The following is a 21,180-nucleotide window of genomic DNA, read 5'->3' on the forward strand; positions in this document are numbered from 1 at the left end:
CCGTACCCGAGAGGACGTCCCAGCGTGAGCACAGCAGAGGTCCGCGATCCGGCACCGGTGCCACCCGGCCGGTCCGAGGAGCAGCCCGGTACGCCGTCCGCCGCCTCGTCCGCCCGGCTCCCGGAGGAACCGGGCGCCGGCGAGCGGCAGGACGGGGAGGAGCCCGGCGGCGCCCGTCGGACGGAAGAGCCGGCCGCCCGGTCGCCCTCGCGCGGGCGGCCGCGCCTGCGGCGGGTGCTGCTCCCCCTCCTCCTCGTCCTGCTGCTGGCGGCCGGTGGCGGCTTCCTGCGGCTCGGTGCGCAACTGCGCGGATCGGCGGACACCGCCGATCTGGCACTGACCGACCCGGCGGCCGCGGCCCGGGTGACCGGCGACGTCGGGACGGCGCTCAGCAAGGTGTTCTCGTACCGGCCGACGGACACCGAGGCCACGGCGGGGGCGGCGCAGGAACTGCTGGACGCCCCCGCCGCCGAGCAGTACGGGGCCTTGATGGCCGAGCTGCGGCAGCGCGTGACCGAGCAGAAGCTGACGCTCACCACCCGGGTGGTCCGCACGGGTGTGGTCCGGCTCACCGCCGACCGTGCGCAGCTGCTGGTCTTCCTGGACCAGGTCGCGCAACGCGAAGGCAGCGCCGCGACCGTGGCGCCCGCCCAACTGTCGGTCTCCGCACGGCTGGACGGCGGGCACTGGCGGATCACCGACCTCAAGGCCCGGTAGGGGGAGGAAAGATGAGTGAAGGCGACAGGAGGCCGCGGCGCAGTCCGCTGGTCGTGGTGGCGGGTGCGACGGCCGCGCTGGCGGCCGTGCCGGCGCTGTGGTCCGGCTGGTCCTGGTACGCGGCGGCGCACGACGACTCGGCGGCGTACGCGCGGGTCCGGGACACGGTGCTGGCGGCCGGCGAGCAGGCCGCGCAGAACATGAACACCCTCGACCACCGTGATCTGGGCCCGGGGCTCGACCTCTGGGAGAGTTCCACCACCGGTGACCTGCACGATCAACTCGTCCAGGGGAGGGCCAAGTTCGAGGGGCAGGTCCGGCAGGCGCAGACGGTAACCAGTGCCAAGGCGCTCTCCGGGGCGGTCACCGAGCTGGACGACCGGGCCGGCCGGGCCAGCGTGATGATCGCGCTGCGGATCACCGTCCAGGTGCCGAACAGCGCGCCGGCGACGAAGGACAGCCGGATGCTCGGCGAGCTGACCCGCACGCCCGGCGGCTGGAAGCTCAGCGCGCTCGGTCAGGTGCCGATGGGCGACAGCGCCGCAGCAGGGCAGCAGTCCGGAGCGCCGCAGCAGGCGGTGCCCGCGCCCTCGGGTACGGCGGCCCCGCGACCCACGTCCGCCGGACCGTCCGCCCCGCAGCAACCGGCCGGCCACTGAACCGCGAGCGCGAGGAGAACCCCTGATGTCGACGACCCGCCACCTGGTCAACCGCCGGCGACGACTGGACGCGGTCGGCGGCCGCCCGGGCGGCCGCCCCGGACCGGTCCTGGAGCAGGAGGACCGCCCGGCCCGGACGCCGACCGGGCCCGATCGGGAGCAGGCGGCCCGGGAGCGGTCTGTCGGCGAGCAGCCGGCCGGGGAGCAGCCGGCCCGCGCCCGCCGCCGCGGCCGACCGGCCGCCGGCCCGGGGGAGGGGACGCCGCCGGATGCCGGCGCCGCCGCTGTCCCGTCCGCCGGGCCTCGCCACCGGCGGCTGCTCGCCCCCGTCGCGTTCGCCCTGCTGACCGTCCTGCTGGGCGGTTTCGCGGCGGTCGCCGGGGGCGCCGGCGCGGACCTGCGGTCGGCCCCGGGCGTGCGCAACGCCGCGCTCACCGACGCGGCCCGTACCAACGAGGTGAAGGGAGCGGTCTCGCAGGCGGTCAACGCGCTCTTCTCCTATTCGTGGGCGGACCCGGCGAAGAGCGAGGAGGCCGCGAAGCGGCTGCTGGTGGGGGCGGCGGTGCAGCAGTACGCGGGGATGCTGGCGGAGGTCCGGGCGCAGGCCCCGGTGCAGAAGCTGGTGCTGACCACCACGGTCACCGGCGGCGGGGTGGAGGCGATCGAGGGGGACCGCGCCCGGGTGCTGATCTACGCCGACCAGCGCAGCACCAGTACCGCCGACGCCGCCAAGGCCGGGGACAGCACCTATGCCGCCGCGATGTTCGCGGTCGACGCCGTGCGCCGGGGCGGGGTCTGGCAGATCGCCGGTATCGACACCTTCGCCCGCTGACCGCTCTCGACCGCCGAACCCCTGCACGGCCGGCCGCCTTCGACCGCCGAGGTGCCCTTGCAGGGCGGAGGCCGCGGCATCGGTCACGTTCGGTGCCGCCCCGGGCACGGAGGAGTGCATCCGGCGGGTCGGAGGGGTCGGCGAGGACGGATGCGGGGTGGCCGGCGAGGCCGTTCCGAGGGCGCCCGGAGGTCTGGACCACCCGGCAATCGATCGCAAAATCGGACATATCAGGCATCGTCGAGGTGAGGGTCCTCACAGGCCTCCGGGGACTACGGAGTCGGATAGTTGATCCGCGCCCCGGTCGCGGAGGCCCCGGCGGGGGTGGAGCTGACCAGGATTTGGTGCTTCCCCGGGTTTAAAGGGTCGACGGAGAATCTGTGCAGGTGGGAGACATCGCCCCGAGTGTCCCTTTTGCCTGAATTGGGTGGTTTGAGGGGGTGGAGCAGGGGTACCCGGGAGGGATCTCGGACCGGTGATCCCGCCGCCGGCTACGACGCACCGTCGTAGCAAGGGGGTCTTGGCGGCCGCCGTCGGGCCCGCTAACAATTGCGGAGTCGCCAGAGACCGCAGCACCTGTCCCGCTGCGAATCTCCTTCGCAAGGCTCCGCCCCGTGCGGAAGCCCAGCGCCCCGTCCCGACGTACGAGCCCCTGTCCGGCTCTGCGGACCTGCGGACGTGAGCGCAGCAACCGATGAGGATCACCCTTTCATGCGCATTTTCTCCACCCGCCTGCGTGCTTCGGCCGCCGTGCTCGTGTCCGCCGCCGGTATCGCCACCCTGGGTAGCGTCGTGGCGCCCACCGTCGCCGGCGCGACCACCCCGGCCTCCTCCGCGAAGGCCCTGGCCGCGCAGATCGTCCCGGCCAACCAGCTGGCGTCCTTCAACCAGATCGTCGCCCACGAGAGCAGCTGGAACGTCAGCGCCACCAACGCCTCCTCCGGCGCCTACGGCCTGGTCCAGGCCCTGCCGGGCTCGAAGATGGCCTCGGCGGGCGCGGACTGGAAGACCAACCCGGCCACCCAGATCAAGTGGGGCCTGAACTACATGAACGAGCGTTACGGCAGCCCGAACGCCGCCTGGGCGTTCTGGCAGACGCACCACTGGTACTAAGCCGAACCGGTACCTGAGCAGACTCCCCCCCACCAGCCACTACCGCGGCGCCCCGGCCGTCGGACAGGGGCGAACCGGGGCGAAGGTGAGGGGTCCGGGGAGCGCGACCGCGCACCCCGGACCCCACCACCGACGCTCCGTCCCGCCCGGTCCGCCCCCCGCTCGCGCGCACACCCGCGCGCGGCGGACGGGTGCCCGCCCGCTGCGCACCACCGGTGATCCCGGTGGCGGCGCGGCAGCCGCCTGCCGAAGGCCGCCTCCTCAACCACGAGGAGGCGGCCTTCGGCGTTCCCCCGCGGGACGCCCGGCCATGGGGCGGGTGCGGTCAACGGGCCCGGTCCGGCCGGGCGTCCGTCCCGTCCGGGCCCTCGTCCCACCGTCCGGCCCACCCCTCGTCCCACCCCTCGTCCCACTCGTCCTCCCAGTCGTCCACCCACCGCTCGTCGCGGACCCCACCCCCGCCCCGGGGGCGCCCGTCGTCCCGGCCGGGTCGCACGGCCAGCGCCAGCAGTGCGCGGTCGTCCTCGCCCTCCGCGCCGGCCGACCAGCAGTCCGCGTCCGAGCGGACGAAGGCGGCCACCAGCTCCGGATCCGGCAGCCGCCGCCCCGCGAAGCGCCCCGCCGACTGCTCCAGCACGGGGTAGCAGACGCCCGCGGTGTTCCGGGCCTCGCTGACCCCGTCCGGGTGGAGGACGATCACGTCGCCCGGTTCGAGCGGACGGGTGGTGATCTCGCAGGGCCCGACCCGCTCCGGCACCGGGCGCAGCGGGGTGAGCTGGACCGCCTCCGCCACCGAGCGGGCAGGGATCAGACGGTTCTGGGCCCGGACCCGCTGCCGGGCCAGCAGCACCGCCGCGACGCCGATCAGGGCGGTGGCCCCGTAGAGGGCCAGATGGTGCTGCTCGCCCAGGTGCCCGGGGCGGCGGGAGGCCATCGCGAGCTCCAGCAGGACGCGGCCGGCGGTGATCACGGCGACCGGGCGGGGCCCCCGGGTGGCGGCCGCCGGCGGCGGCACCGCGACCAGCAGGAAGCTCAGCGGTTACCGGCTGTGGAAGGCCAGGTCCAGCAGGCGGCCAGGACGGCCAGGACGAACGGCAGCCACCAGGACCACGTCCGGACGGCCGGCGGCGGTCGCCATCGCCAGATCCCGGGGATCCGGGCGGTGCCTCCGCCACGGGTTTGCGGCATGGGACCACTGTAGGCACCCGCGCGACACCCCGTCCCTCGACCGCAGCCGGCCGGGGAAGGCTCCCGGCACGGCATATCCGCAGCTCGGAGCAGGTAGGGGCGCCGGACGGGTCGAGCGTCGACCTCGCCCGGGCCGGGCTTGAGGAGGCCGGCCGCCGTTCCGCCGCCCGGTGGAGGGCCGGCCCCCGGCGGCCCCCGCGGCACGGCGGGCGGGCCGCCCCTCCCGGAGCCGGCCGGGCGCGGCCCGTCCGTGCGCGCGCGATTGTGTCAGGCTGGTGGGTGGGGCGGAGCGGGACCGAGTCTGGAGGTCTGCGATGGCCGTGATCAGGGCGAACGGTGTGGCGCTCTACTACGAGATCCGGGGCGCCGGGCCGAGTGTGGTGCTCGTCCACGGCTCCTGGGGGGACGCGGACTGCTGGGAGCGCGTGGCACCGGGTCTGGCCGAGCAGTGCACGGTGGTCACGTACGACCGGCGGGGGCACAGCCGCAGCGAGGAGGTCCTGACCCAGGGGTCGGTGCACGAGGACGCGGCCGACCTCGCGGGCCTGATCGAGGGGCTCGGACTGGCACCGGCCTTCGTCGCCGGCACGCTCTACGGCGGGATGGCCGCGCTGCGCCTGGCCGCCGTCCGGCCGGCGCTGCTGCGGGGGATCGCCGTGCACGAGCCGCCGGCGGTCGGCCTGCTGGCGGCCGACCCGGACCTGCGCCCGGTCGCCGACGACGCGGTGGCCCGGGTCGCGCCGGTCCGGGCACTGCTCGAACGCGGTGAGACCGCCGCGGCGGCCGAACTGTACGTCGACACCATCACCCTGGGCCCCGGCGCCTGGGCCCGGCTGCCGGCCCCGATGCGGCACACCTACATCCGCAACGCGCCCACCTTCCTGGACGAGCTGCGCGACCCGGACGCCTACGACCTCGACCTGGCCGCGCTCGGGGGCTTCGGCGAGACGGCGCTGTTGACCCAGAGCGACGACGGCGACCCGATGTCCACCTCGGTGCTGGACATCATCGACCTCGCCCTGCCGAAGGCGGAACGGTACCTCTACGAGGACGCCGGCCGGGAGCCGCACGTGGTGCGGCCCGCCGAGTACGTGCGGGTGACCCTGCCGTACGCGCTGCGCTGAGAGCGGGCCGCGCACCCGCGCACCCGCGCACCCGCGCACCCGCGCACCCGCGCACCCGCGCACCCGCGCACCCGCGCACCCGCGCACCCGCGCACCCGCGCACCCGCGCACCCGCGCACCCGCGCACCCGCGCACCCACCCACCCGCGCACCCGCGCACCCGCGCACCCACCCACCCGCGCACCCACCCACCCACCCACCCACCCACCCACCGTCGAGCAGCCCGCCCGCAGGGCTCAGGCCGGCGGCTCGACGGTGGTGAAGAACCCGCCGAGCAGCCGGGCGTCGGCGCTGTCGGGGTCCGGTTCGCCGTGCTCGGCGAGCACCTCGGCCGCGTACAGCTCGGCGTCGTCCTGCGGTTCGTAGCCCAGCGCGCGGGCGGAGGCGAGGCTCCACCAGGCCCTGGTGTTCGCGCTGATGCCGTTGACGACGGTGTGTCCGACGCCCGGCGCGGTCAGTGCGGCGTGCACCAGTCGGGCGCAGTCGGCCGGGCTGAGCCAGGTGGACAGCATCCGGGGCGAGCGCGGCCGGGGGAAGCAGGAGCCGATCCGGATCGAGACCGTCTCCACGCCGTACTTGTCGGCGTAGAGCGAGGCCAGGCCCTCGCCGAAGACCTTGGACAAGCCGTAGAAGGTGTCCGGCCGGGGCGGGATGTCGGTGCCGATCAGGCCTTCGCCGGTCAACGGGGTGAAGCCGACGGCGTGGTTGCTGCTGGCGAAGACGACCCGCCCGACGCCCTCCAGCCGGACGGCCTCGTACAGGTGGTGCAGGCCCTCGATGTTGCTGCCGAGGACGGCGGCGAAGCTGTCCTCCAGCGAGATGCCGCCGAGGTGGACCACGGCGTCGACCCCGCGGACGGCCTCACGGACGGCGCGGGCGTCGCGCAGGTCGAAGACGAGCGCGTCCTCGGTGCCCTCGACCGGCCGCAGGTCGGCGAGCCGCAGCCGGTAGCCGTACGGGGGGAGCAGGTCGCGCAGCAGGGTGCCGACGCCGCCGGCCGCGCCGGTGAGCAGGATGGTCCGGGTCATCACAGTGTCCTGACGGTGTGGGACTTGATGTGGTCGAGGTCGAGGTCGTCGCCCAGGCCCGGGCGCGGCGGGAACCGCACCACACCGTCGGCGTCGATCGCGTCGATCACGGAGTTCAGGTGCGGAGGCACCTCGTCGAAGTCGAACTGCGGGTGCAGCAGACCGCGTTCGTACCAGCGCCCGTTGGTGCCGGCGCCGAGCAGGGCGAGGTTGCCGGAGCCGTTGCCGTGCACCTCGCAGTCCATGTTGAAGGCCTCGGCGAGGTGCAGGGTGCGGACGGCGGGTGTGATGCCGCCGACGTCGGTGGCGCCGGTGCGCAGGATGTCGCAGGCGCCGGAGGTGACCCACTCGGCGCGGGTGAAGTTCTTGCCCCACGCCGTCTCCGGGCCTATCACCGGGATGTCGAGCTGGTCGGCGAGCCAGCGGTAGGAGGAGACCGAGGCCTCCTCCATCGGCTCCTCGAACCAGTAGTAGTCCAACTCCTGCAGCGCGCGCCCGAGTCGGAGCGCCTCGGTGCGGGAGTACCAGTGGTTGGCGTCCAGCATGAGGTCGATGTCCGGGCCGACGGCCTCGCGGACGGCGGTGCAGGCGGCGATGTCCAGGGCGACCGACGGGGCCCCGGGCACCGGCGGCATCCAGGTGTGCAACTTGATGGCCCGGTAGCCCTGTTCGACCAGCTGGACGGCGAAGGCGGCGAAGTCGGCGGGGGTGGCGAGGCCGCCCGGCGTGGTGTCGCCGCACATGGTGGAGGCGTAGGCGGGGGCGCTGCTGCGGGCGCCGCCGAGCAGTTTCCAGACCGGCAGGCCGGTGCGGTGGCCCGCCAGGTCCCACAGCGCGAGGTCGACGAAGCCGAGCGCGCGGTCGGTGAGGCCGCCGTGGGCGCCGCGCTGGCGGCGGGCCAGCGAGGTCCAGAGCCGCTCGCGCTCCAGCGGGTCCTGGCCGGTCAGTACCGGGCGGATGTGCTTGTCGAGCACGGCGCCGCGCAGGTGGTCGGGCTGGACGAGGACCCGGCCGGCGGCGCCGTCGGTGTCGGTGACGGTGAGCAGCGCCTCCTGAACCTCGTGCGCGGGGGAGGGGTGGCGGTGCCCGTGCGGGTCCACGGCCGTCCGGGCGACGGTGGTGAACAGCGACACCTCGATGCGTTCGATCGTCGGGGTCATCCGGCTCACCCGTTCTTGGACTTGTAGTCGGCCTGGGCCTTGGTGAGGGCGTCGGCGACGCCCTTGGCGAATTCCGCGGCGGACGTCTTGCCGAGCAGGACCTTCTGGAAGGCCGGCTCGGCGTCCGTCTTGGTGATCTTCGAGTACTGCGGGAGGTAGACCGGCGGCTGGACGAGCTTGGTGCCGGACGCGTTGAGGAGGTCGCCCGCCTCCTTGGTGATGCCCGACTTGGCGTACCACTCGTCGGCGTACGCCTCGGTGTTGGCGGGGATCTGGCCGACGTTCTCGTTCCAGTAGCTGTTGGAGGCGTGCGAGTCGAGGAACTCGATGAACTTCCAGGCCTGCGCCTGGTGCTTGGAGTTCTTGAAGAGGCCGAAGCCGTCGACGGGGTTGGCCAGCACGCTGGTGCCGTCCGGGCCCGCCGGCAGCAGGAATCCCGCGACCTTGTCGCCGAGCGCCGTCTTCACGTCCTTGGTGGAGCCCAGGTTGTGGTGCACCATCATCACCTGGTTGGCCTGGAACTGGGCGAGCATCTGCGGGTAGGCGTTGGAGACGTCGGCCTCGGGGGTGGTGGTCTTGTACTGCGCGGCGATCTTCTCGATCAGCGCGACGTTCTTCGGGTCGTCGACGGTGGACCTCCCGCTTGCGTCGAACATCTCGGCCACCCCGGAGTAGGCGTAGGCCTCCGAGAGCACCTGGAAGCCGGCGCCGGCGCCGCCGCGGATGGTGAAGCCGTACTGGTTGGCGCCCTTGTCCGTCAGCTTGGCGGCGTCGGCGAACAGTTCGTCCCAGGTCTTCGGGGCGGCGAGCCCGGCCGCCTTGAACTTGTCGGCGCGGTACCAGATGACGTCCTGGTTGCCGGAGGACGGCAGCTGGAAGAGGCCCTTGCCACCACTCGCGGCCTTCGAGGTGGCCAGGAAGTTGGCGGCGAGCCTGCCGTTCAGCGAGCTCTTGGCGTACAGGTCGTCGAGCGGGGCGAGCGCCTTCTGCGCGGTGAGCGAGGCGAGCAGCGCGGTGGTGACGCCACCGACGTCCGGGGTGCTGCCGGAGGCGATCGCGGTGTTGTACTTCTCGGCGACCTCGGAGCTGGTGACGCCGACGTACTTGACGGTGATGGTCGGGTTGGCCTTCTCGAACTCGTCGATCAGGTGCTGGAACAGCGGTGTTCTGGCCGGACCGGCGTTGTTGTCCCAGTAGGTGACGGTGACCTTCGCGCCGCCGCCGGCGTCGGTGGACGATCCGGTGGAGCTGCAGGCGGTCAGCAGTCCGAGGGCGGCGAGGGCGGCGGCGGTGGTGCGCAGGATGCTGGACATGAGGGGGTCCTGACGTGTGGGTGACGGGTGGGGTGCTCGACCGGCGGGCTCGGCGCTGTGCTCGACCGGGGGCGGGGGCCGGGTGGTGCTCAGCCCTTGACGGCGCCGGCGCTCATGCCCTGGACGAGGTACTTCTGGACGACCGCGAAGACCAGGACGACGGGGACGGCGGCCACCACCCCGCCGGCGGCCAGCGCCCCGAAGTCGACGGTGTTCTCGCCGATCGTGGTCTGCAGCCCGACCGGGACGGTCTGCAGCTCCGGGTCGTTGAGGAACATCAGGGCGAAGAGGAAGTTGTTCCAGCTGCCGATGAACGCGAAGGAGCCGACGGCGACGATCCCCGGGCGCAGCAGCGGCAGCACGACGGCGAGGAAGGCGCGGATCCGCCCGCAGCCGTCCACCATCGCGGACTCCTCCAGCTCCACCGGGACGTTCCGGACGAATCCGCTCATCAGGATCATCGCCAGCGGCAGCTGGAAGGTGCTTTCGGCGATGATCAGGCTCCACCGGGAGTCGATCAGGTCGAGGGTCTGGAAGATGTTGAAGAGCGGGATCAGCATCATCGCGCCCGGCACGAACTGGGTGCAGAGCAGTGCGAGCATGAACAGCCGCCGGCCGCGGAACTCGAACCTGGCGAGGGCGTAGCCGCCCATCAGGGCGAAGAAGGTGACGAACAGCAGCGTCAGCAGGGCGATCCAGACGCTGTTCTGGAAGTAGACCCGGAAGCCCATGTCGTTCCAGACCGTCCCGAAGTGCTCCAGCGTGAGCGGCCAGGGCAGCAGGGAGGCGGAGCCGGCCGGCCGCAGCGCGAACAGCAGCATCCAGTAGAAGGGGACGACGGTGAAGACCAGGTAGAGGCCGAGCGGGAGGAACAGCCGCAGGAACCGGCTGCCCCGCTCGCCCCGGCGGGCGGCGGCCGGTGGGAGGACGGCGGTGGCGCTGGTCACGGCGGGGCTCTCCACGGGTGCGGTCCGGTCAAGGGGGGCTTGCTGCAGGCCGGTCACCGCTGGCGTCCGAACTTGCTCAGCCGCAGGTAGAGCACCGAGCAGAACAGCAGGATCACGAACGCCGCCGTGGTGAGCGCCGAGCCGTAGCCGAAGTCGTATGACTTGCGGGCGAGTTGGGCGACGTACAGCGGGAGGCTGGTGGTCGCGCCGGCCGGGCCGCCGTTGGTCAGGGTGTACAGCAGGTCGACGTTGTTGAACTCCCAGACCGCGCGCAGCAGCGTGGCCAGCACGATCGCGTCCCGCAGGTGCGGGAGCGTGACGTGCAGGAAGCTGCGCGTCCGGCCGGCGCCGTCGATCGAGGCCGCCTCGTACAGCTCCTTGGGCACGGACTGCAGGTCGGCGAGGATGAGGATGGCGAAGAACGGGACGCCGCGCCAGAGTTCGGCGACGACGGCGGCGCCGAACACGGTGTCGGGGTTTCCGAGGACGGAGGTGCCGGCGTTGCCGACGCCGATCTCGGAGAGGTAGTGGAAGACGCCGGTGGCGGGGTTGTAGAGCAGCATCCAGATGCTGGTGGTCAGCACGCCCGAGACGGCCCAGGGCGAGAAGACCAGCGCCCGGGCCATCGCCCGTCCGACGAAGGTCTCGTTGACGATCAGTGCCAGGGCGAGGCCGAGCAGCAGTTGCAGCAGGACTTCGGTGACGACCCACTTGGCGGAGAACGCCAGGCTGTCCCAGAAGCGTTGGTCGCCGAGCATCGCCCTGAAGTTGCCGAGACCGACGAAGGCGTCGTCGTACGGTTCGTTGACCACGTGGTGCTGCAGCGCGTAGTGGACGACGCTGCCGACGGGGACGAGCAGGAAGACCGCGAGCAGCAGCACGGTCGGGGAGATGAGGGCGTACGGGGCGAGGGCCCGGCGCAGGCGGGGCCCGCGCCGACCGGTGGGTGGTGGCCCGGCGGCGGGCGGCCTGACGGTGGTCCTGTCGGCGAGAGCCACGGTGAGCTCGCCTCCTCTCGGGCCGGTTCCACGGATGCCCGATCCCCGACGGCGGGGTTCCCGGCAGCGGTGGTCGGCAGCTCGGCACGGCGGTGTGCGGTGGGGGCAGGGGGTGTGACGGTGTCTCGGGGAAGTCGCTGCCATGAAGGTGACACGCTCATGGACAGGGTTCACATGCTTGGACACCCTAGATTTGCGCTGTCCCGCCGTCAACCCCCTGATATCACTTGGGAGATCCGCGGAATCGAGGGCGCTTTGGCCGGTTCGGTGTTCATGGATGTGTCCAGTGGTCAGAATGATGTATAACGCTGAGACCCCCAGAAGCCCCTCCACCCTCCACCGAGTCCCGGAGAGCACCCGCCATGCCAGAGATCGTCCCGCCCCTCGTCGACCGCCTCGACGGCCTCCTCTTCTTCCCCGTCACGGCCTTCGGGCCCGACGGCGGCATCGACGTCCCCACCTTCCGGGCCCATGTCAGGTCCCGCATCGACCACGGCGCGGTCGCGGTCTTCGCCGCCTGCGGCACCGGCGAGTACCACGCGCTGGGCCTCGACGAGTACGAGAGCGTCGTCGCCGCCGCCGTCGAGGAGGCGGCCGGCGCCGTCCCCGTGGTGGCCGGCGTAGGCCACGGCACCGCACTCGCCCTGGAGTTCCTGGCCCGCGCCGAGCGCGCCGGCGCCGACGGCGTACTGGCGATGCCGCCCTACCTGGTGACCCCTTCGCAGGAGGGGCTGCTGCGGCACTACACCGCCCTCGCCGAGGCCACCGAGCTGGAGATCATCGTCTACGCCCGCGACAACGCCGTGTTCGACCCGGACACGGTCGTCCGGCTCGCCGAGGTCGACAACATCGTCGGTTTCAAGGACGGCATCGGCGACCTCGACCGGATGCAGCGGATCGTCAGCGCCGTCCGCACCGCCCGCCCCGGCCTGCCGTTCCGCTACTTCAACGGCCTGCCCACCGCCGAACTCACCGGCCTCGCCTACCGGGGCATCGGCATCACCCTCTACTCCTCGGCGGTCTTCTGCTTCGCCCCCGACCTCGCCCTGGCCTTCCACAAGGCGCTCGGCAGCGGCGACGACGACACCGTGAACCGCCTGCTGGACGGCTTCTACCGGCCGCTGGTCGAACTGCGCAACCAGGGACGCGGCTACGCCGTCTCGCTGGTCAAGGCCGGCGTCCGGATGGACGGCCTCGACGTCGGCACCGTCCGCTCCCCGCTCACCGAGGCCGCGCCCGAGCACATCGCGCAGCTGGCCCGCCTCCTGGAGCGGGCCCGCACCCTGATCTGACCAGGACCGCCCGTGGGCGCCGGCCCCGGCGCCCACGTCCCCCTCCGATCCAGTCCAGGAGAACCGGTCGTGCGCAGCTCCGCCTTCCTCTACCCCTGGGACGTCGTGGGCGACCCCGACGCCCCGCGGCGGCTCGCCGCGCTCGGCGTCCGGCAGGCCACCCTCGCCGCCGCCTACCACTCCACCCGGGCGCTCACCCCGCGCCACCCCGACACCCGGATCGTCACCGCCCGGCACTCCGCCGTCTACTACCGGCCCGTTCCGGCCCGCTGGTACGGGCGGGCCCTGCGCCCGTACCAGCAGGGCTGGATGCCGGGCGCCGATCCGTTCGAGGCCGCCCGGTCGGCCCTGGCGGCGGCCGGGATCGACGTCCACTCCTGGGTGGTGCTCGCGCACAACTCGCGTCTCGGCAGCGAGCATCCGCGGGTCGCGGTGCGCAACGCCTACGGCGAGCGCTACCCGTGGGCGCTCTGCGTCGCACAGTCGGAGGTGGTCGAGTACGCCGCGCTGCTGGCGGCCGAGGCCGCCGTGCGGCCGGGGGCGGGCGGGGTGGAGCTGGAGTCCTGCGGCTGGTACGGACTCGCCCACCTGCACGCCCACGACAAGATCGCCGGTGTGCCGCTCGGCCCGGTCGGCCAGTACCTGATCTCCCTGTGCTTCTGCCCGGCGTGCGAGCGCGGCTACGCCGCGGCCGGTGCCGACCCCGCCGAACTGCGGGCCGCCGTCCGGGCGGTGCTGGAGCCGCTTTGGCGCGGCGGCGCGGAGCCGTCCGACGGCAGCGAGCCGGAGCGGATCGCGGCGCTGCTGGGCGACCACCTGGCCGGCGCGGCGCTGGCCCACCGCACGGCGGCGGCGTACGCCTTCCAGCGGACGGCGGTCGAGGCCGTCCGGAGTGTGGCGGGGCCCGGGTTCCGGATCCTGCTGCACGCCGATCCGGTGGCGCACCGCAGCGGCCCCAACTGCGGCGTGGAGGTCTCCCGGGTCATGGAGTTCGCGGACGGCCTGGTCGTCCCGGCGTCCCTGGCGCCCGCCGCGGCGGCGCTGATGCCCTCGGGGTCCGTGCTGGCGGCCAACCTCGGCATCGTCGCGGGCGCCGGCGGCGACCCGGCCGGCCTCCACCTCCCCGAAGGGGCCACCGAACTCCGGCTCTACCACGCGGGGTTGGCCTCCGACGAGGACCTGCGGAAGGCCGCCGCCGCGCTCCGCGCCCTCGGCTGACGGACGCCCCCGCCCTCGGCCGACGGGCAGCGGGGCGTCCGTCAGGCCGCCGCCGGCCGGTGGCGGGTTCAGGCAGGTCGGAGCGGGCCCCGGCGCGTGGGTGCGCCGGGGCCCGCCGGGACGGGGGAACGAGGGGCCGCGGTGGGGGCGGGGCGGATCAGACGCGGCCGGCGCCGGCCCTCGCGCTGACCAGACCCGGGACGGCCCAGGCGGGTGAGACCTGGGCGCGCAGGGTGGGCGTCCACCCCGCTCCGGCGGTGAGCGGCTTGGCCGGATTGGCGGTGTTGAACGCGCCGATCAGGTCGGTGGTCCTGCCGTTGACCAGGTTGCCGGAGTCGGTGAGCGCGGTGCCGCCCCAGTTGTAGATCAGCTTGGCGGCGGAGATGTCGGCGGGCAGCTTGAAGTAGTTGGCCTCGGCGACGATCTGCGAGGACTTGCCGACGCCGAGGGCGTACTCGAAGTCCCCGGACTCGGGCGTGTAGTAGTTGTTGTAGACGTCGACCTGGCCGAACCGCACCCGGGGCGAGCGCTGGACGGTGTTCTGCCAGAAGTTGTGGTGGAAGGTGACCCGCAGGTGGCCCGCGTCGACGGTCGAACTGTCGCTGCTGCCGACCAGGTTGGTCTTGTCGTGGTCCTTGAAGACGTTCCAGGACGCGGTGACGAGGTCGGCGCCCTTGGTGATGTCCAGCTGGCCGTCGTGCACCTGGTACGGCCGGTCGAAGTAGAGCGGCTGGGCGGCGTCCTGGTTGGCGCCGTCGGTGAAGGTGTTGTGGTCCACCCAGACGTGGGTGGCGTTGTAGAGCGCCACGGCGTCGTACAGCGAGTTCCAGTTGCCGGTGGCGCCGTCGGTCGGGTCCCACTGCGGGAAGCAGTCGGCGGCGTCCTCGACGGTGAGGTTGCGGATGATGACGTTGTCGACGTTCTTCACCACCAGGCCGCCGCCGAGCAGCCGGCCGCCGTGGACGCCGACGATCGTGGTGTTGGAGCCCACGTTGATCTGGACCTTCTCGCCCTGGAGCTTGGCCGAGGCCGTGCGGGCGTCCTCCTGGGCCCCTGCCGGCTCCGTCGCGGTGCCCCAGACGGCGGGGTCGTACGCGGCGAGGTAGGCCGCCAGCGAGTACCCGTCGGTGCTGTAGTCCTGGCAGTTCAGGTGCTTGGCGGCGTCGTCGGAGTTGAGGTCGATGGTGCCCGAGATGTAGATGATCTTCGGGGTGGCGTCGGTGCCGTTCGTGGCGTTGCTGCCGCCGAGCGCGGCGACCAGCTGGGCCCGGGTCCGGACCGTCGTGGTGTGCGCGGCATCGGCCCGGGCGCCGCCGGTGGTGCCGGTGGTGGCCGAGCCCCAGCCGTCGTCGGCGGCCAGCACGGCGCGGCCGGGGTTGGAGGCGGCCGCGCCGGGTGCCGAGGTGACGGCGAGGCCGAGGCACAGGACGGTGGCGGTGAGCAGGGTGCCGGCCGGCCGGATCGATCGGGAGACGCGCATGGGTGGGCTCCTCGTCCTGGGGGTGCGGCGCGTGGCGCAGGGCGCGCGCTGATGGGGGAGCGGCGCGCGGGCGGGCGCGCCGGGAGGCGGTGCGAGGCGAAGCGTCGCCATCAGGTTCATGGATATGAATCCTGATCGCATCCATGGCCGGACATTAGAGAGCGGGGCGCGGTCCTGTCAACAAGTCCGGCGGGCACGCGAACGGCGGCGCCCCGCACGCGGAGTGCGGGGCGCCGCCGGAGAATGACGGTCCGTCAGAGGTGCCGGGTGGCCAGGGTGAGCCGGTCGCGGGCGTCCAGCAGCGCGTCCCGGATCATCTGCTCGCGGCCGGGCGTCAGCCGGGCGATCGGCACCGACACGCTCACCGCGTCCCGGGCCGGAGTGCGGTACGGGATCGCGGTGCCGAAGCAGCGCAGGCCGAGCGTGTTCTCCTCGCGGTCGACGGCGTAACCGTGCTCGCGGATCCCGTGCAGCTCCTCGATCAGCTTCTCGCGGTCCGTGTGGGTGTGCTCGGTCAGCGGCTCAAGCTCGGCCGGCAGCAGTCGGCGGACCTGCTCGTCGGTGTGGGTGGCCAGCAGGGCCTTGCCGTGCGAGGTGGAGTGGGCCGGCAGCCGCCGGCCGATCCGGGTGAACGGGCGCAGGCTGTGCTGGGACTGTCGGGTCGCCAGGTAGACCACGTTGGTGCCGTCCAGCCGGGCCAGGTGGATGGTCTCCGAGGTGTCGTCGGCCAGTCGGTCGAGCGTCGGCCGGGCCGCCGCGACCACCTCGTCGCCGTCGATGTACGAGGTGCCGACGAGCAGGGCCCGCACCCCGATGCCGTACCGGGTGCCGGTCGCGTCGGTCTCCACCCAGCCGAGTTCGACCAGGGTGCGCAGCAGCATGTAGAGGCTGCTCTTCGGGTATCCGGTCTGCTCCTGCACCTCGGTGAGGCTGTGCATGCCGGTGTGCCCGGCGAAGTACTCCAGGAGCTCGACGGTGCGCACGGCGGACTTCACCTGCGCACCGGTGCCGGCGGTGGGGCTGCTCGGTGTGGTCATGCCCTTGACCCCCTCTGTCGCGCGGCGTATCGTCCCGCGAGTTCAACGAGTTGTATGGCGTTCAGCATACTGAACAAATGCATGGTGTGTGGACACTGTGGCGCAGACCACTCGCAGGGCCCCCGGGGCCCCGGAGCGGACGCTACCGGACCGCCACCCCGATGAGGAGGCCTGCGCCGTGACCACCGAGACCGCCCCGGCCGCCGGGCCGGCGACGACCAGGCCCGCCGCGCCCGTGTGGAGCACCGACCCGCGCACCGGCGACCACCGCGCGCAGGTGGCCGTCGAGGCCCGCCCGTCCGACGTGGACCGCGCCGTACGGGCCGCCGCCGGCGCCGCCCACGCGCTGGCCGACCGGCCGCTGCGCGCCGCCCTGTTGCGCGCCGCCGCCGACCAGCTGGAGCGCGCTGCCGACGAGGTGATCGCCGTGGCCGACGCGGAGAGCGCCCTCGGAGCGCCCCGGCTCGCCGGAGAACTCGCGCGCACCACCTACCAGTTGCGCGAGTTCGCCGGGATCGTCGAGGAAGGCGCCTACCTCGACGTGGTGATCGACCACGCCGACCCCGCGCTCGGCCGCCCCGACCTGCGCCGGATCCGTACCGCGCTCGGCGTGGTCGCCGTGTTCGCCGCCGGCAACTTCCCGCTCGCCTTCAGCGTCCCCGGCGGCGACACCGCCAGCGCCCTCGCGGCCGGCTGCCCGGTGGTCGTCAAGGCCCACCCGGACCACCCGGCCACCGCCGAACTCTGCGCCCGGCTGCTGCGCGCCGCCGCCACCGCCGTCGGCCTGCCCGAGGACGTGGTCTCCCTGGTGCACGGGTTCGACGCCGGGCCCGCCCTGGTCCGCCACCCGCTGACCGCCGCCGTCGGCTTCACCGGCTCGGTCCGCGGTGGCCGTGCCCTGCACGACATCGCGGCGGCCCGGCCGCGCCCGATCCCGTTCCACGGTGAACTCGGCAGCCTCAACCCGGTGGTGGTCACCCCGGCCGCCGCGGCCGGCCGGGCCGCCGAGATCGGTGCCGGCCTGGCCGCCTCCTTCACCCTGGGCAACGGACAGTTCTGCGTGAAACCCGGCCTGGTGCTGACCCCCGCCGCGGCGAGCGGTGCCGGAGAGCTGGAGAAGGCCGTGGTCGAGGCCGCCGGCCGGGCCCAGGCCGCCCCGCTGCTCGACAGCCGGATGCGGGCCGCGTTCCTGTCCGGCGTCCGCGAACGAGCCGCCCTGGACGAGGTCGAGGAGCTGCTGGCGGCGGCCGAGGAGCCCACCGCGACCGCGCCGCTGGCCGTCCGCCCCGGCGTGCTGGCGGTGCCCGCCGCACTGCTCGCCGCCGACGGCCCGCACGCGCTGCTGCTGGAGGAGTGCTTCGGCCCGGTCACCGTCCTGGCCCGCTACCGCGACCAGGCCGAGCTGGCGGCCGTGCTGGCCCGGCTGGACGGGAATCTCACCGCCACCGTGCAGCTCGCGGCCGACGAGCGCGGTGAGGACGCCGCCGCGCTGCTGCGCAGCCTCGTCCCGCTGGCCGGCCGGATCGTCGTCGACGGCTGGCCGACCGGCGTCGCCGTCGCTCCCGCCATGCACCACGGCGGGCCCTACCCGGCCTCCACCTCGACCGCCACCTCGGTGGGCGCGGGTGCGATCGCCCGCTGGCTGCGGCCGGTCAGCTATCAGGCCGTCCCGCCGGAGCTCCTGCCGGCCGAGCTGCACGACGGCAACCCGCTGGGCGTGCCGCGCCGGGTGGACGGCCACCCGCAGCCCGGCCGCTCCCGGTAGGTCCGGGCCCCCACCCGCCCGCAGTGCGGGACGGTCGACCGCGGGCCGGTCGGCGCAGAGACGGCGCTGTCGGAGGGTGCCGGACACCCCTGACAGGTGTCAGGTACCGGGGGCGGGGACGCGCTGGTTCTCTGGTCGTGGGCGCACCGCTGCGGAGCGCCGGTACCGACCACCCGTCCCGCGTCGACGGGACGTCATCTCCTGGGAGAACCATGTTCGCTGTACGCAAGCTCGCCCTGGCCGGCGCCGCGGCCGTGCTCGGAGTCGCCACGCTCGGTCTCACCGCGACCTCGGCCGAGGCGGCCGGAGGCTGCACCGACAACGGCAACGGCACCTACGACTGCCACGTCTGGAAGACCGCCCCCACCTTCTGGAGCGGCAACGTCCGGGCCGGCACCCTCAACGCCGGTACCAACTACTTCTACTGCCAGGCCGTGGGCACCGAGATGTCCGACGGCGCGTACCACAACAAGTGGTACGCGAAGACCGACGACGACAGCGGCAACCGCGGGGTCTGGGTGAACGTGATCCACCTCTCCGGCGGCGGCAACGACGAGCCCGTCCCCGGACTCCCCTGGTGCTGAGCTGAACCGGGGCCCCATCCGGGGCCGTCCTCGCCGTGACCGTCCTCGCCGTGACCGTCCCCGCCGTGGCCGTCGCGGCGGGGACGCTCCGCGTTCGCCGGGCGCCGGGTGCCGGCTCAACCGTCGTACTCGGCCAGGTACTTCATCACCTGGTCGACGTGCGGCCGGACCCGGTCCGGCACCCGGCCGGCGTCGGCCACGGTCTTGTCGCTGGTGCGGTACCCGGCCACCACCAGCGCGGGCAGGTCGGTGCTCAGGCCCCGGTGCTTGAACTGCTGGTCGAGCCAGCAGACGTAGTTGCCCATGCTGACGATGGCGTCCGGCGCCGACATGTAGTCCCGGTCGCCGTCGTTGTCGCCGTCCTGGGCCCAGGCGTTGAAGACCGCCGGTGTCCACATCGCGATGCCGTACTCGTCGGACTGCGGCCGCGCGGCGGCGGCGTCGAACCCGCTCTCGGCCTTGAGCATCGCGGCCAGCAGGGCCGGCGTCACCTCGGGCTCCGGGCAGCGGCGGGCCGTGCCGGCGATCACCTCGCGCAGCGCGACCGGTACGTCGGAGTCCTCGGGGATGGCGCCCGCAGGACGGCTCGGACCGCCCTGGCCGCCCTGGCCTCCCGGACCTCCTGGACCGCCCTGGCCGCCCGAGGTGGCGGTGGCGGCGGGCGGCGGTGGGGACTCGCCACCACCGGGCAGCAGGGTGCCCGCGAGAGCGGCGGTGCCGGCGGCGAGGGTCAGCGCGAGAGCCCCGGCGACGAGCGGGACGGCCCGACGGGGGCGTCGGGGTCGGACCTCGGCGCAGGCCTCCGGACCGGCCAACAGGACGACCCTACGCAGGAGTTCTGTCGAGTCCAGCCTGCCCCGCGCAGCCGGGTCGGCGGCCAGGCAGGCGGTGATCAGGCCCCGCCACCGCTCGGGGACGCTCCGGTCCAGCCGCAGCGGGGAGGCGCCCCGGGCGTAGGACTGGGCAGCCAGCGACCTGGCCCGGGCGGTGGCCCCGGGGAAGGGATGCAGCCCGCCGCTCAGCACCTGGTGGGCGAGCACGCCGAAGGCCCACACGTCGGCCCCGGGCCGCAGCGGGACACCCCGGCTGCCGGCGCGCTGGGACCACCACTCCGGCGGTACGTGGTCGGGCGAGCCGAGCGGCGGGACGTACGCGTGGGTGCCCTCCAGCTCGGCGGTCAGCCCGAAGTCGGCCAGCCGGGCGGCGCCGCCGGGCATCAGCAGGATGTTGGCGCCCTTGAGGTCGCCGTGCACCCAGCCGTGGCGGTGCATGTGGGCGAGACCGGCGCAGATCTCGGTGAGCAGGCGCTCCGCCTCCGGCACGGGGGTGTGCGGTGCGGTGGCGGCGAGCAGGTCCTGCAGGCTCCGCTCGGCGCGTTCCATCACCAGCACCACGGCGCCGTCGAGCGGGGGGTCGTCCGGCTCGTCGAGGGTGGCGGTGCGCAGCGTCCGCACCAGGCCGGGGTGGTCGGCCTGGCGGCTGAACCGCACCTCGCGCTCGACGAGTTCGGCCATGGTCCGGCGCTGGCCGGGGGTCAGTCGGTCGGGGCGGAGGAACTTCACGGCGACCGGTGCGCCGTCGGCCAGCTCCTCGGCCGCGTAGACGCTGCCCCAACTGCCGTTCCCGATCAGGCCGGTGATCCGGGTCCCGGCCACCAGTCGGCCGGCCGGCACGTCGAGCGGTGGCCTGCCGGGGTCCTTCATGCGTGCTCGGCCCTTTCGGACGTCGGCCGGCCGGGTGGCGCCGGCCGAGGGGTCAGCGGGTTCGGCGGGCCGGGAGCAGGGCGAGGTGCTCCTCCCGCACCAGGTCGAACCGCAGTGCCAGCGAGACGAGTTCCTCGCGCTTGCCCCCGGCCGCGCCGGTCCGGGCGGCGGCCGGGAGGCCCGGACCGGCCGGGAGCGCATCGTCGCGCAGGCGCAGCTTGACGCCGGCCAGGTAGTCGATGTGGTAGTTGACGGCGGATCGGCTCAGCTCCCGGCAGCCGTGCAGCGGGCGCAGCCGCTCCACGACCTCGGTGGCGCCCGGCACGGCCGCGGTGGCGGACCGCAGGCGAGGCTCGCAGAGCGCCAGCAGGACCAGGAAGTACTTGGAGGTCGGGTCCAGGGCGAACGGGCTCACCGTGTGCTCGCCGGTGCTGGGGCCGGACTCGCCGTCCAGGTAGGCGTGTTGGGGTGCGAAGACCTTGAAGTGGGTGCTCCCGCCGAGCGAGGGCAGCACCACCCGGGAGAACTCGAACGGCACCGGCGCCCCGAGCCGTCCGGGAGCCACCTTGATGTGTTCGCCGGCGCCCTCCAGGTTCTCCACCACGTAGGTCGCGCCGGTACTGAAGTTGGACAGCCGCCAGTAGTCCTCGGCCGCGGTGATCTCGCCGGCCCGCCGGGAGACGCCCTGGTCGTCCAGCGGGACGGCGGCGGGCCGGCCGGGGGAGCCCCGGCCGAACTCCGCGCTCTCGCCCGGGCCCATCCGCAGCAGTTCCGGCTTCGGCGCGGCGTCCCCGGGCCGGCGGCCCGCCCGCTCCGGCAGCTGGACGATCACCGTGTCCAAGGCGTTCCCCTTCCCGCGGCCCGGCGCGTGGCGGTGCGCGGCGCGGCCTGACGGGGCCCGGCCGTCCCGGCCCCCGGAGGTGCGACGTGCACGCAGCATCGTACGCGCTCCGAGGCGCTCCGGTCACGCTTGGTCACCGCGCCGGACGATCCGCCGGCGCGGGTGCGCGGCGGCCCGGGGTC

Annotated in this window: 20 protein-coding genes; 9 read left to right on the forward strand and 11 right to left on the reverse strand. The window is 73.9% G+C overall.

Translation table 11 applies throughout. The features are described from left to right. Positions 1 to 24 precede the first annotated feature (24 nt). From J2S46_RS33580 to J2S46_RS33595, 4 genes are all read left to right on the forward strand, one after another. Positions 25 to 717 carry a hypothetical protein gene (locus tag J2S46_RS33580; protein ID WP_229912111.1) on the forward strand — a complete coding sequence of 231 codons (693 nt, stop codon included), beginning with the start codon at positions 25 to 27 and terminating at the stop codon, positions 715 to 717. An 11-nt stretch (positions 718 to 728) separates the two neighbouring features. Further along, on the forward strand, positions 729 to 1,376 hold the full coding sequence (locus J2S46_RS33585) for an Rv1363c family protein (protein WP_229912113.1): 648 nt from the start codon (positions 729 to 731) through the stop codon (positions 1,374 to 1,376). Positions 1,377 to 1,401: 25 nt separating this feature from the next. Next, on the forward strand, positions 1,402 to 2,208 hold the full coding sequence (locus J2S46_RS33590; RefSeq protein WP_191288241.1) for a hypothetical protein: 807 nt from the start codon (positions 1,402 to 1,404) through the stop codon (positions 2,206 to 2,208). Positions 2,209 to 2,919: 711 nt separating this feature from the next. Further along, positions 2,920 to 3,321, forward strand: coding sequence for an aggregation-promoting factor C-terminal-like domain-containing protein (locus J2S46_RS33595; protein WP_191288242.1), 402 nt, complete (start codon positions 2,920 to 2,922; stop codon positions 3,319 to 3,321). Between the two features lie 325 nt (positions 3,322 to 3,646). Here J2S46_RS33595 and J2S46_RS33600 read toward each other — a convergent pair whose 3' ends face one another. Both J2S46_RS33600 and J2S46_RS33605 read right to left on the reverse strand, forming a co-directional pair. Beyond that, positions 3,647 to 4,336: a SpoIIE family protein phosphatase gene (locus J2S46_RS33600; RefSeq protein WP_191288243.1), complete on the reverse strand. Its 690-nt coding sequence runs from the start codon at positions 4,334 to 4,336 to the stop codon at positions 3,647 to 3,649. A gap of 17 nt (positions 4,337 to 4,353) precedes the next feature. Next, positions 4,354 to 4,509, reverse strand: coding sequence for a hypothetical protein (locus J2S46_RS33605; RefSeq protein WP_191288244.1), 156 nt, complete (start codon positions 4,507 to 4,509; stop codon positions 4,354 to 4,356). A gap of 314 nt (positions 4,510 to 4,823) precedes the next feature. Between J2S46_RS33605 and J2S46_RS33610 the strand changes: the two genes are divergently transcribed. Beyond that, a complete protein-coding gene (locus J2S46_RS33610; RefSeq protein WP_191288245.1) occupies positions 4,824 to 5,633 on the forward strand; it encodes an alpha/beta fold hydrolase in 810 nt (269 codons plus the stop codon). Between the two features lie 235 nt (positions 5,634 to 5,868). Here J2S46_RS33610 and J2S46_RS33615 read toward each other — a convergent pair whose 3' ends face one another. From J2S46_RS33615 to J2S46_RS33635, 5 genes are all read right to left on the reverse strand, one after another. After that, positions 5,869 to 6,660 carry an NAD-dependent epimerase/dehydratase family protein gene (locus J2S46_RS33615; RefSeq protein ID WP_191288246.1) on the reverse strand — a complete coding sequence of 264 codons (792 nt, stop codon included), beginning with the start codon at positions 6,658 to 6,660 and terminating at the stop codon, positions 5,869 to 5,871. Further along, complete coding sequence (locus J2S46_RS33620; RefSeq protein ID WP_191288247.1) at positions 6,660 to 7,820, reverse strand: enolase C-terminal domain-like protein; 1,161 nt, start codon at positions 7,818 to 7,820, stop codon at positions 6,660 to 6,662. The genes J2S46_RS33615 and J2S46_RS33620 overlap by 1 nt, the downstream gene beginning before the upstream one ends. 5 nt (positions 7,821 to 7,825) lie before the next feature. Next, the gene (locus J2S46_RS33625; protein ID WP_191288248.1) at positions 7,826 to 9,133 is read right to left on the reverse strand and encodes an ABC transporter substrate-binding protein; all 1,308 of its coding nucleotides are present in this window, start codon (positions 9,131 to 9,133) and stop codon (positions 7,826 to 7,828) included. An 89-nt stretch (positions 9,134 to 9,222) separates the two neighbouring features. Next, positions 9,223 to 10,080 (reverse strand): carbohydrate ABC transporter permease, encoded by an 858-nt coding sequence (locus J2S46_RS33630; RefSeq protein WP_370882274.1) that lies wholly within the window; start codon positions 10,078 to 10,080, stop codon positions 9,223 to 9,225. A 53-nt stretch (positions 10,081 to 10,133) separates the two neighbouring features. Then, on the reverse strand, positions 10,134 to 11,078 hold the full coding sequence (locus J2S46_RS33635) for a carbohydrate ABC transporter permease (protein ID WP_370882275.1): 945 nt from the start codon (positions 11,076 to 11,078) through the stop codon (positions 10,134 to 10,136). 362 nt (positions 11,079 to 11,440) lie between these two features. Here J2S46_RS33635 and J2S46_RS33640 point away from each other — a divergent pair, with 362 nt between their 5' ends. Then, positions 11,441 to 12,370, forward strand: a complete 930-nt coding sequence (locus J2S46_RS33640) for a 5-dehydro-4-deoxyglucarate dehydratase (RefSeq protein WP_191288250.1) — start codon at positions 11,441 to 11,443, stop codon at positions 12,368 to 12,370. 69 nt (positions 12,371 to 12,439) lie between these two features. Next, a complete protein-coding gene (locus J2S46_RS33645; RefSeq protein ID WP_191288251.1) occupies positions 12,440 to 13,588 on the forward strand; it encodes a hypothetical protein in 1,149 nt (382 codons plus the stop codon). A gap of 157 nt (positions 13,589 to 13,745) precedes the next feature. Here the strand turns inward: J2S46_RS33645 and J2S46_RS33650 are convergent, their stop codons facing one another. Both J2S46_RS33650 and J2S46_RS33655 read right to left on the reverse strand, forming a co-directional pair. Next, the gene (locus tag J2S46_RS33650) at positions 13,746 to 15,068 is read right to left on the reverse strand and encodes a pectate lyase family protein (RefSeq protein WP_191288252.1); all 1,323 of its coding nucleotides are present in this window, start codon (positions 15,066 to 15,068) and stop codon (positions 13,746 to 13,748) included. A 254-nt stretch (positions 15,069 to 15,322) separates the two neighbouring features. Then, entirely contained in the window at positions 15,323 to 16,105 is a 783-nt protein-coding gene (locus tag J2S46_RS33655; protein ID WP_191288253.1) for an IclR family transcriptional regulator, read from the reverse strand. A 178-nt stretch (positions 16,106 to 16,283) separates the two neighbouring features. Here J2S46_RS33655 and J2S46_RS33660 point away from each other — a divergent pair, with 178 nt between their 5' ends. Next, positions 16,284 to 17,870 (forward strand): aldehyde dehydrogenase family protein, encoded by a 1,587-nt coding sequence (locus J2S46_RS33660; protein WP_191288254.1) that lies wholly within the window; start codon positions 16,284 to 16,286, stop codon positions 17,868 to 17,870. A gap of 212 nt (positions 17,871 to 18,082) precedes the next feature. Further along, positions 18,083 to 18,454, forward strand: a complete 372-nt coding sequence (locus J2S46_RS33665; RefSeq protein ID WP_191288255.1) for a hypothetical protein — start codon at positions 18,083 to 18,085, stop codon at positions 18,452 to 18,454. Positions 18,455 to 18,570: 116 nt separating this feature from the next. On the opposite strand, the gene J2S46_RS33670 is transcribed toward J2S46_RS33665, so the two are convergent. Further along, a complete protein-coding gene (locus J2S46_RS33670; RefSeq protein WP_191288256.1) occupies positions 18,571 to 20,157 on the reverse strand; it encodes a serine/threonine-protein kinase in 1,587 nt (528 codons plus the stop codon). 52 nt (positions 20,158 to 20,209) lie between these two features. After that, positions 20,210 to 20,998: a serine/threonine protein kinase gene (locus tag J2S46_RS33675; RefSeq protein ID WP_191288257.1), complete on the reverse strand. Its 789-nt coding sequence runs from the start codon at positions 20,996 to 20,998 to the stop codon at positions 20,210 to 20,212. Positions 20,999 to 21,180 lie beyond the last annotated feature (182 nt).

It is taken from the genome of Kitasatospora herbaricolor, assembly GCF_030813695.1.
Lineage (GTDB): Bacteria > Actinomycetota > Actinomycetes > Streptomycetales > Streptomycetaceae > Kitasatospora > Kitasatospora herbaricolor.

Bases quoted from the DNA above. Each gene is read 5' to 3' on its own strand.
- J2S46_RS33585 (WP_229912113.1), top strand. From the start codon at position 729: ATGAGTGAAGGCGACAGGAGGCCGCGGCGCAGTCCGCTGGTCGTGGTG.
- J2S46_RS33655 (WP_191288253.1), bottom strand. From the start codon at position 16,105: ATGACCACACCGAGCAGCCCCACCGCCGGCACCGGTGCGCAGGTGAAG.
- J2S46_RS33670 (WP_191288256.1), bottom strand. From the start codon at position 20,157: ATGAAGGACCCCGGCAGGCCACCGCTCGACGTGCCGGCCGGCCGACTG.
- J2S46_RS33615 (WP_191288246.1), bottom strand. From the start codon at position 6,660: ATGACCCGGACCATCCTGCTCACCGGCGCGGCCGGCGGCGTCGGCACC.
- J2S46_RS33625 (WP_191288248.1), bottom strand. From the start codon at position 9,133: ATGTCCAGCATCCTGCGCACCACCGCCGCCGCCCTCGCCGCCCTCGGA.
- J2S46_RS33665 (WP_191288255.1), top strand. From the start codon at position 18,083: ATGTTCGCTGTACGCAAGCTCGCCCTGGCCGGCGCCGCGGCCGTGCTC.
- J2S46_RS33650 (WP_191288252.1), bottom strand. From the start codon at position 15,068: ATGCGCGTCTCCCGATCGATCCGGCCGGCCGGCACCCTGCTCACCGCC.
- J2S46_RS33620 (WP_191288247.1), bottom strand. From the start codon at position 7,820: ATGACCCCGACGATCGAACGCATCGAGGTGTCGCTGTTCACCACCGTC.
- J2S46_RS33595 (WP_191288242.1), top strand. From the start codon at position 2,920: ATGCGCATTTTCTCCACCCGCCTGCGTGCTTCGGCCGCCGTGCTCGTG.
- J2S46_RS33590 (WP_191288241.1), top strand. From the start codon at position 1,402: ATGTCGACGACCCGCCACCTGGTCAACCGCCGGCGACGACTGGACGCG.
- J2S46_RS33610 (WP_191288245.1), top strand. From the start codon at position 4,824: ATGGCCGTGATCAGGGCGAACGGTGTGGCGCTCTACTACGAGATCCGG.
- J2S46_RS33640 (WP_191288250.1), top strand. From the start codon at position 11,441: ATGCCAGAGATCGTCCCGCCCCTCGTCGACCGCCTCGACGGCCTCCTC.
- J2S46_RS33605 (WP_191288244.1), bottom strand. From the start codon at position 4,509: ATGCCGCAAACCCGTGGCGGAGGCACCGCCCGGATCCCCGGGATCTGG.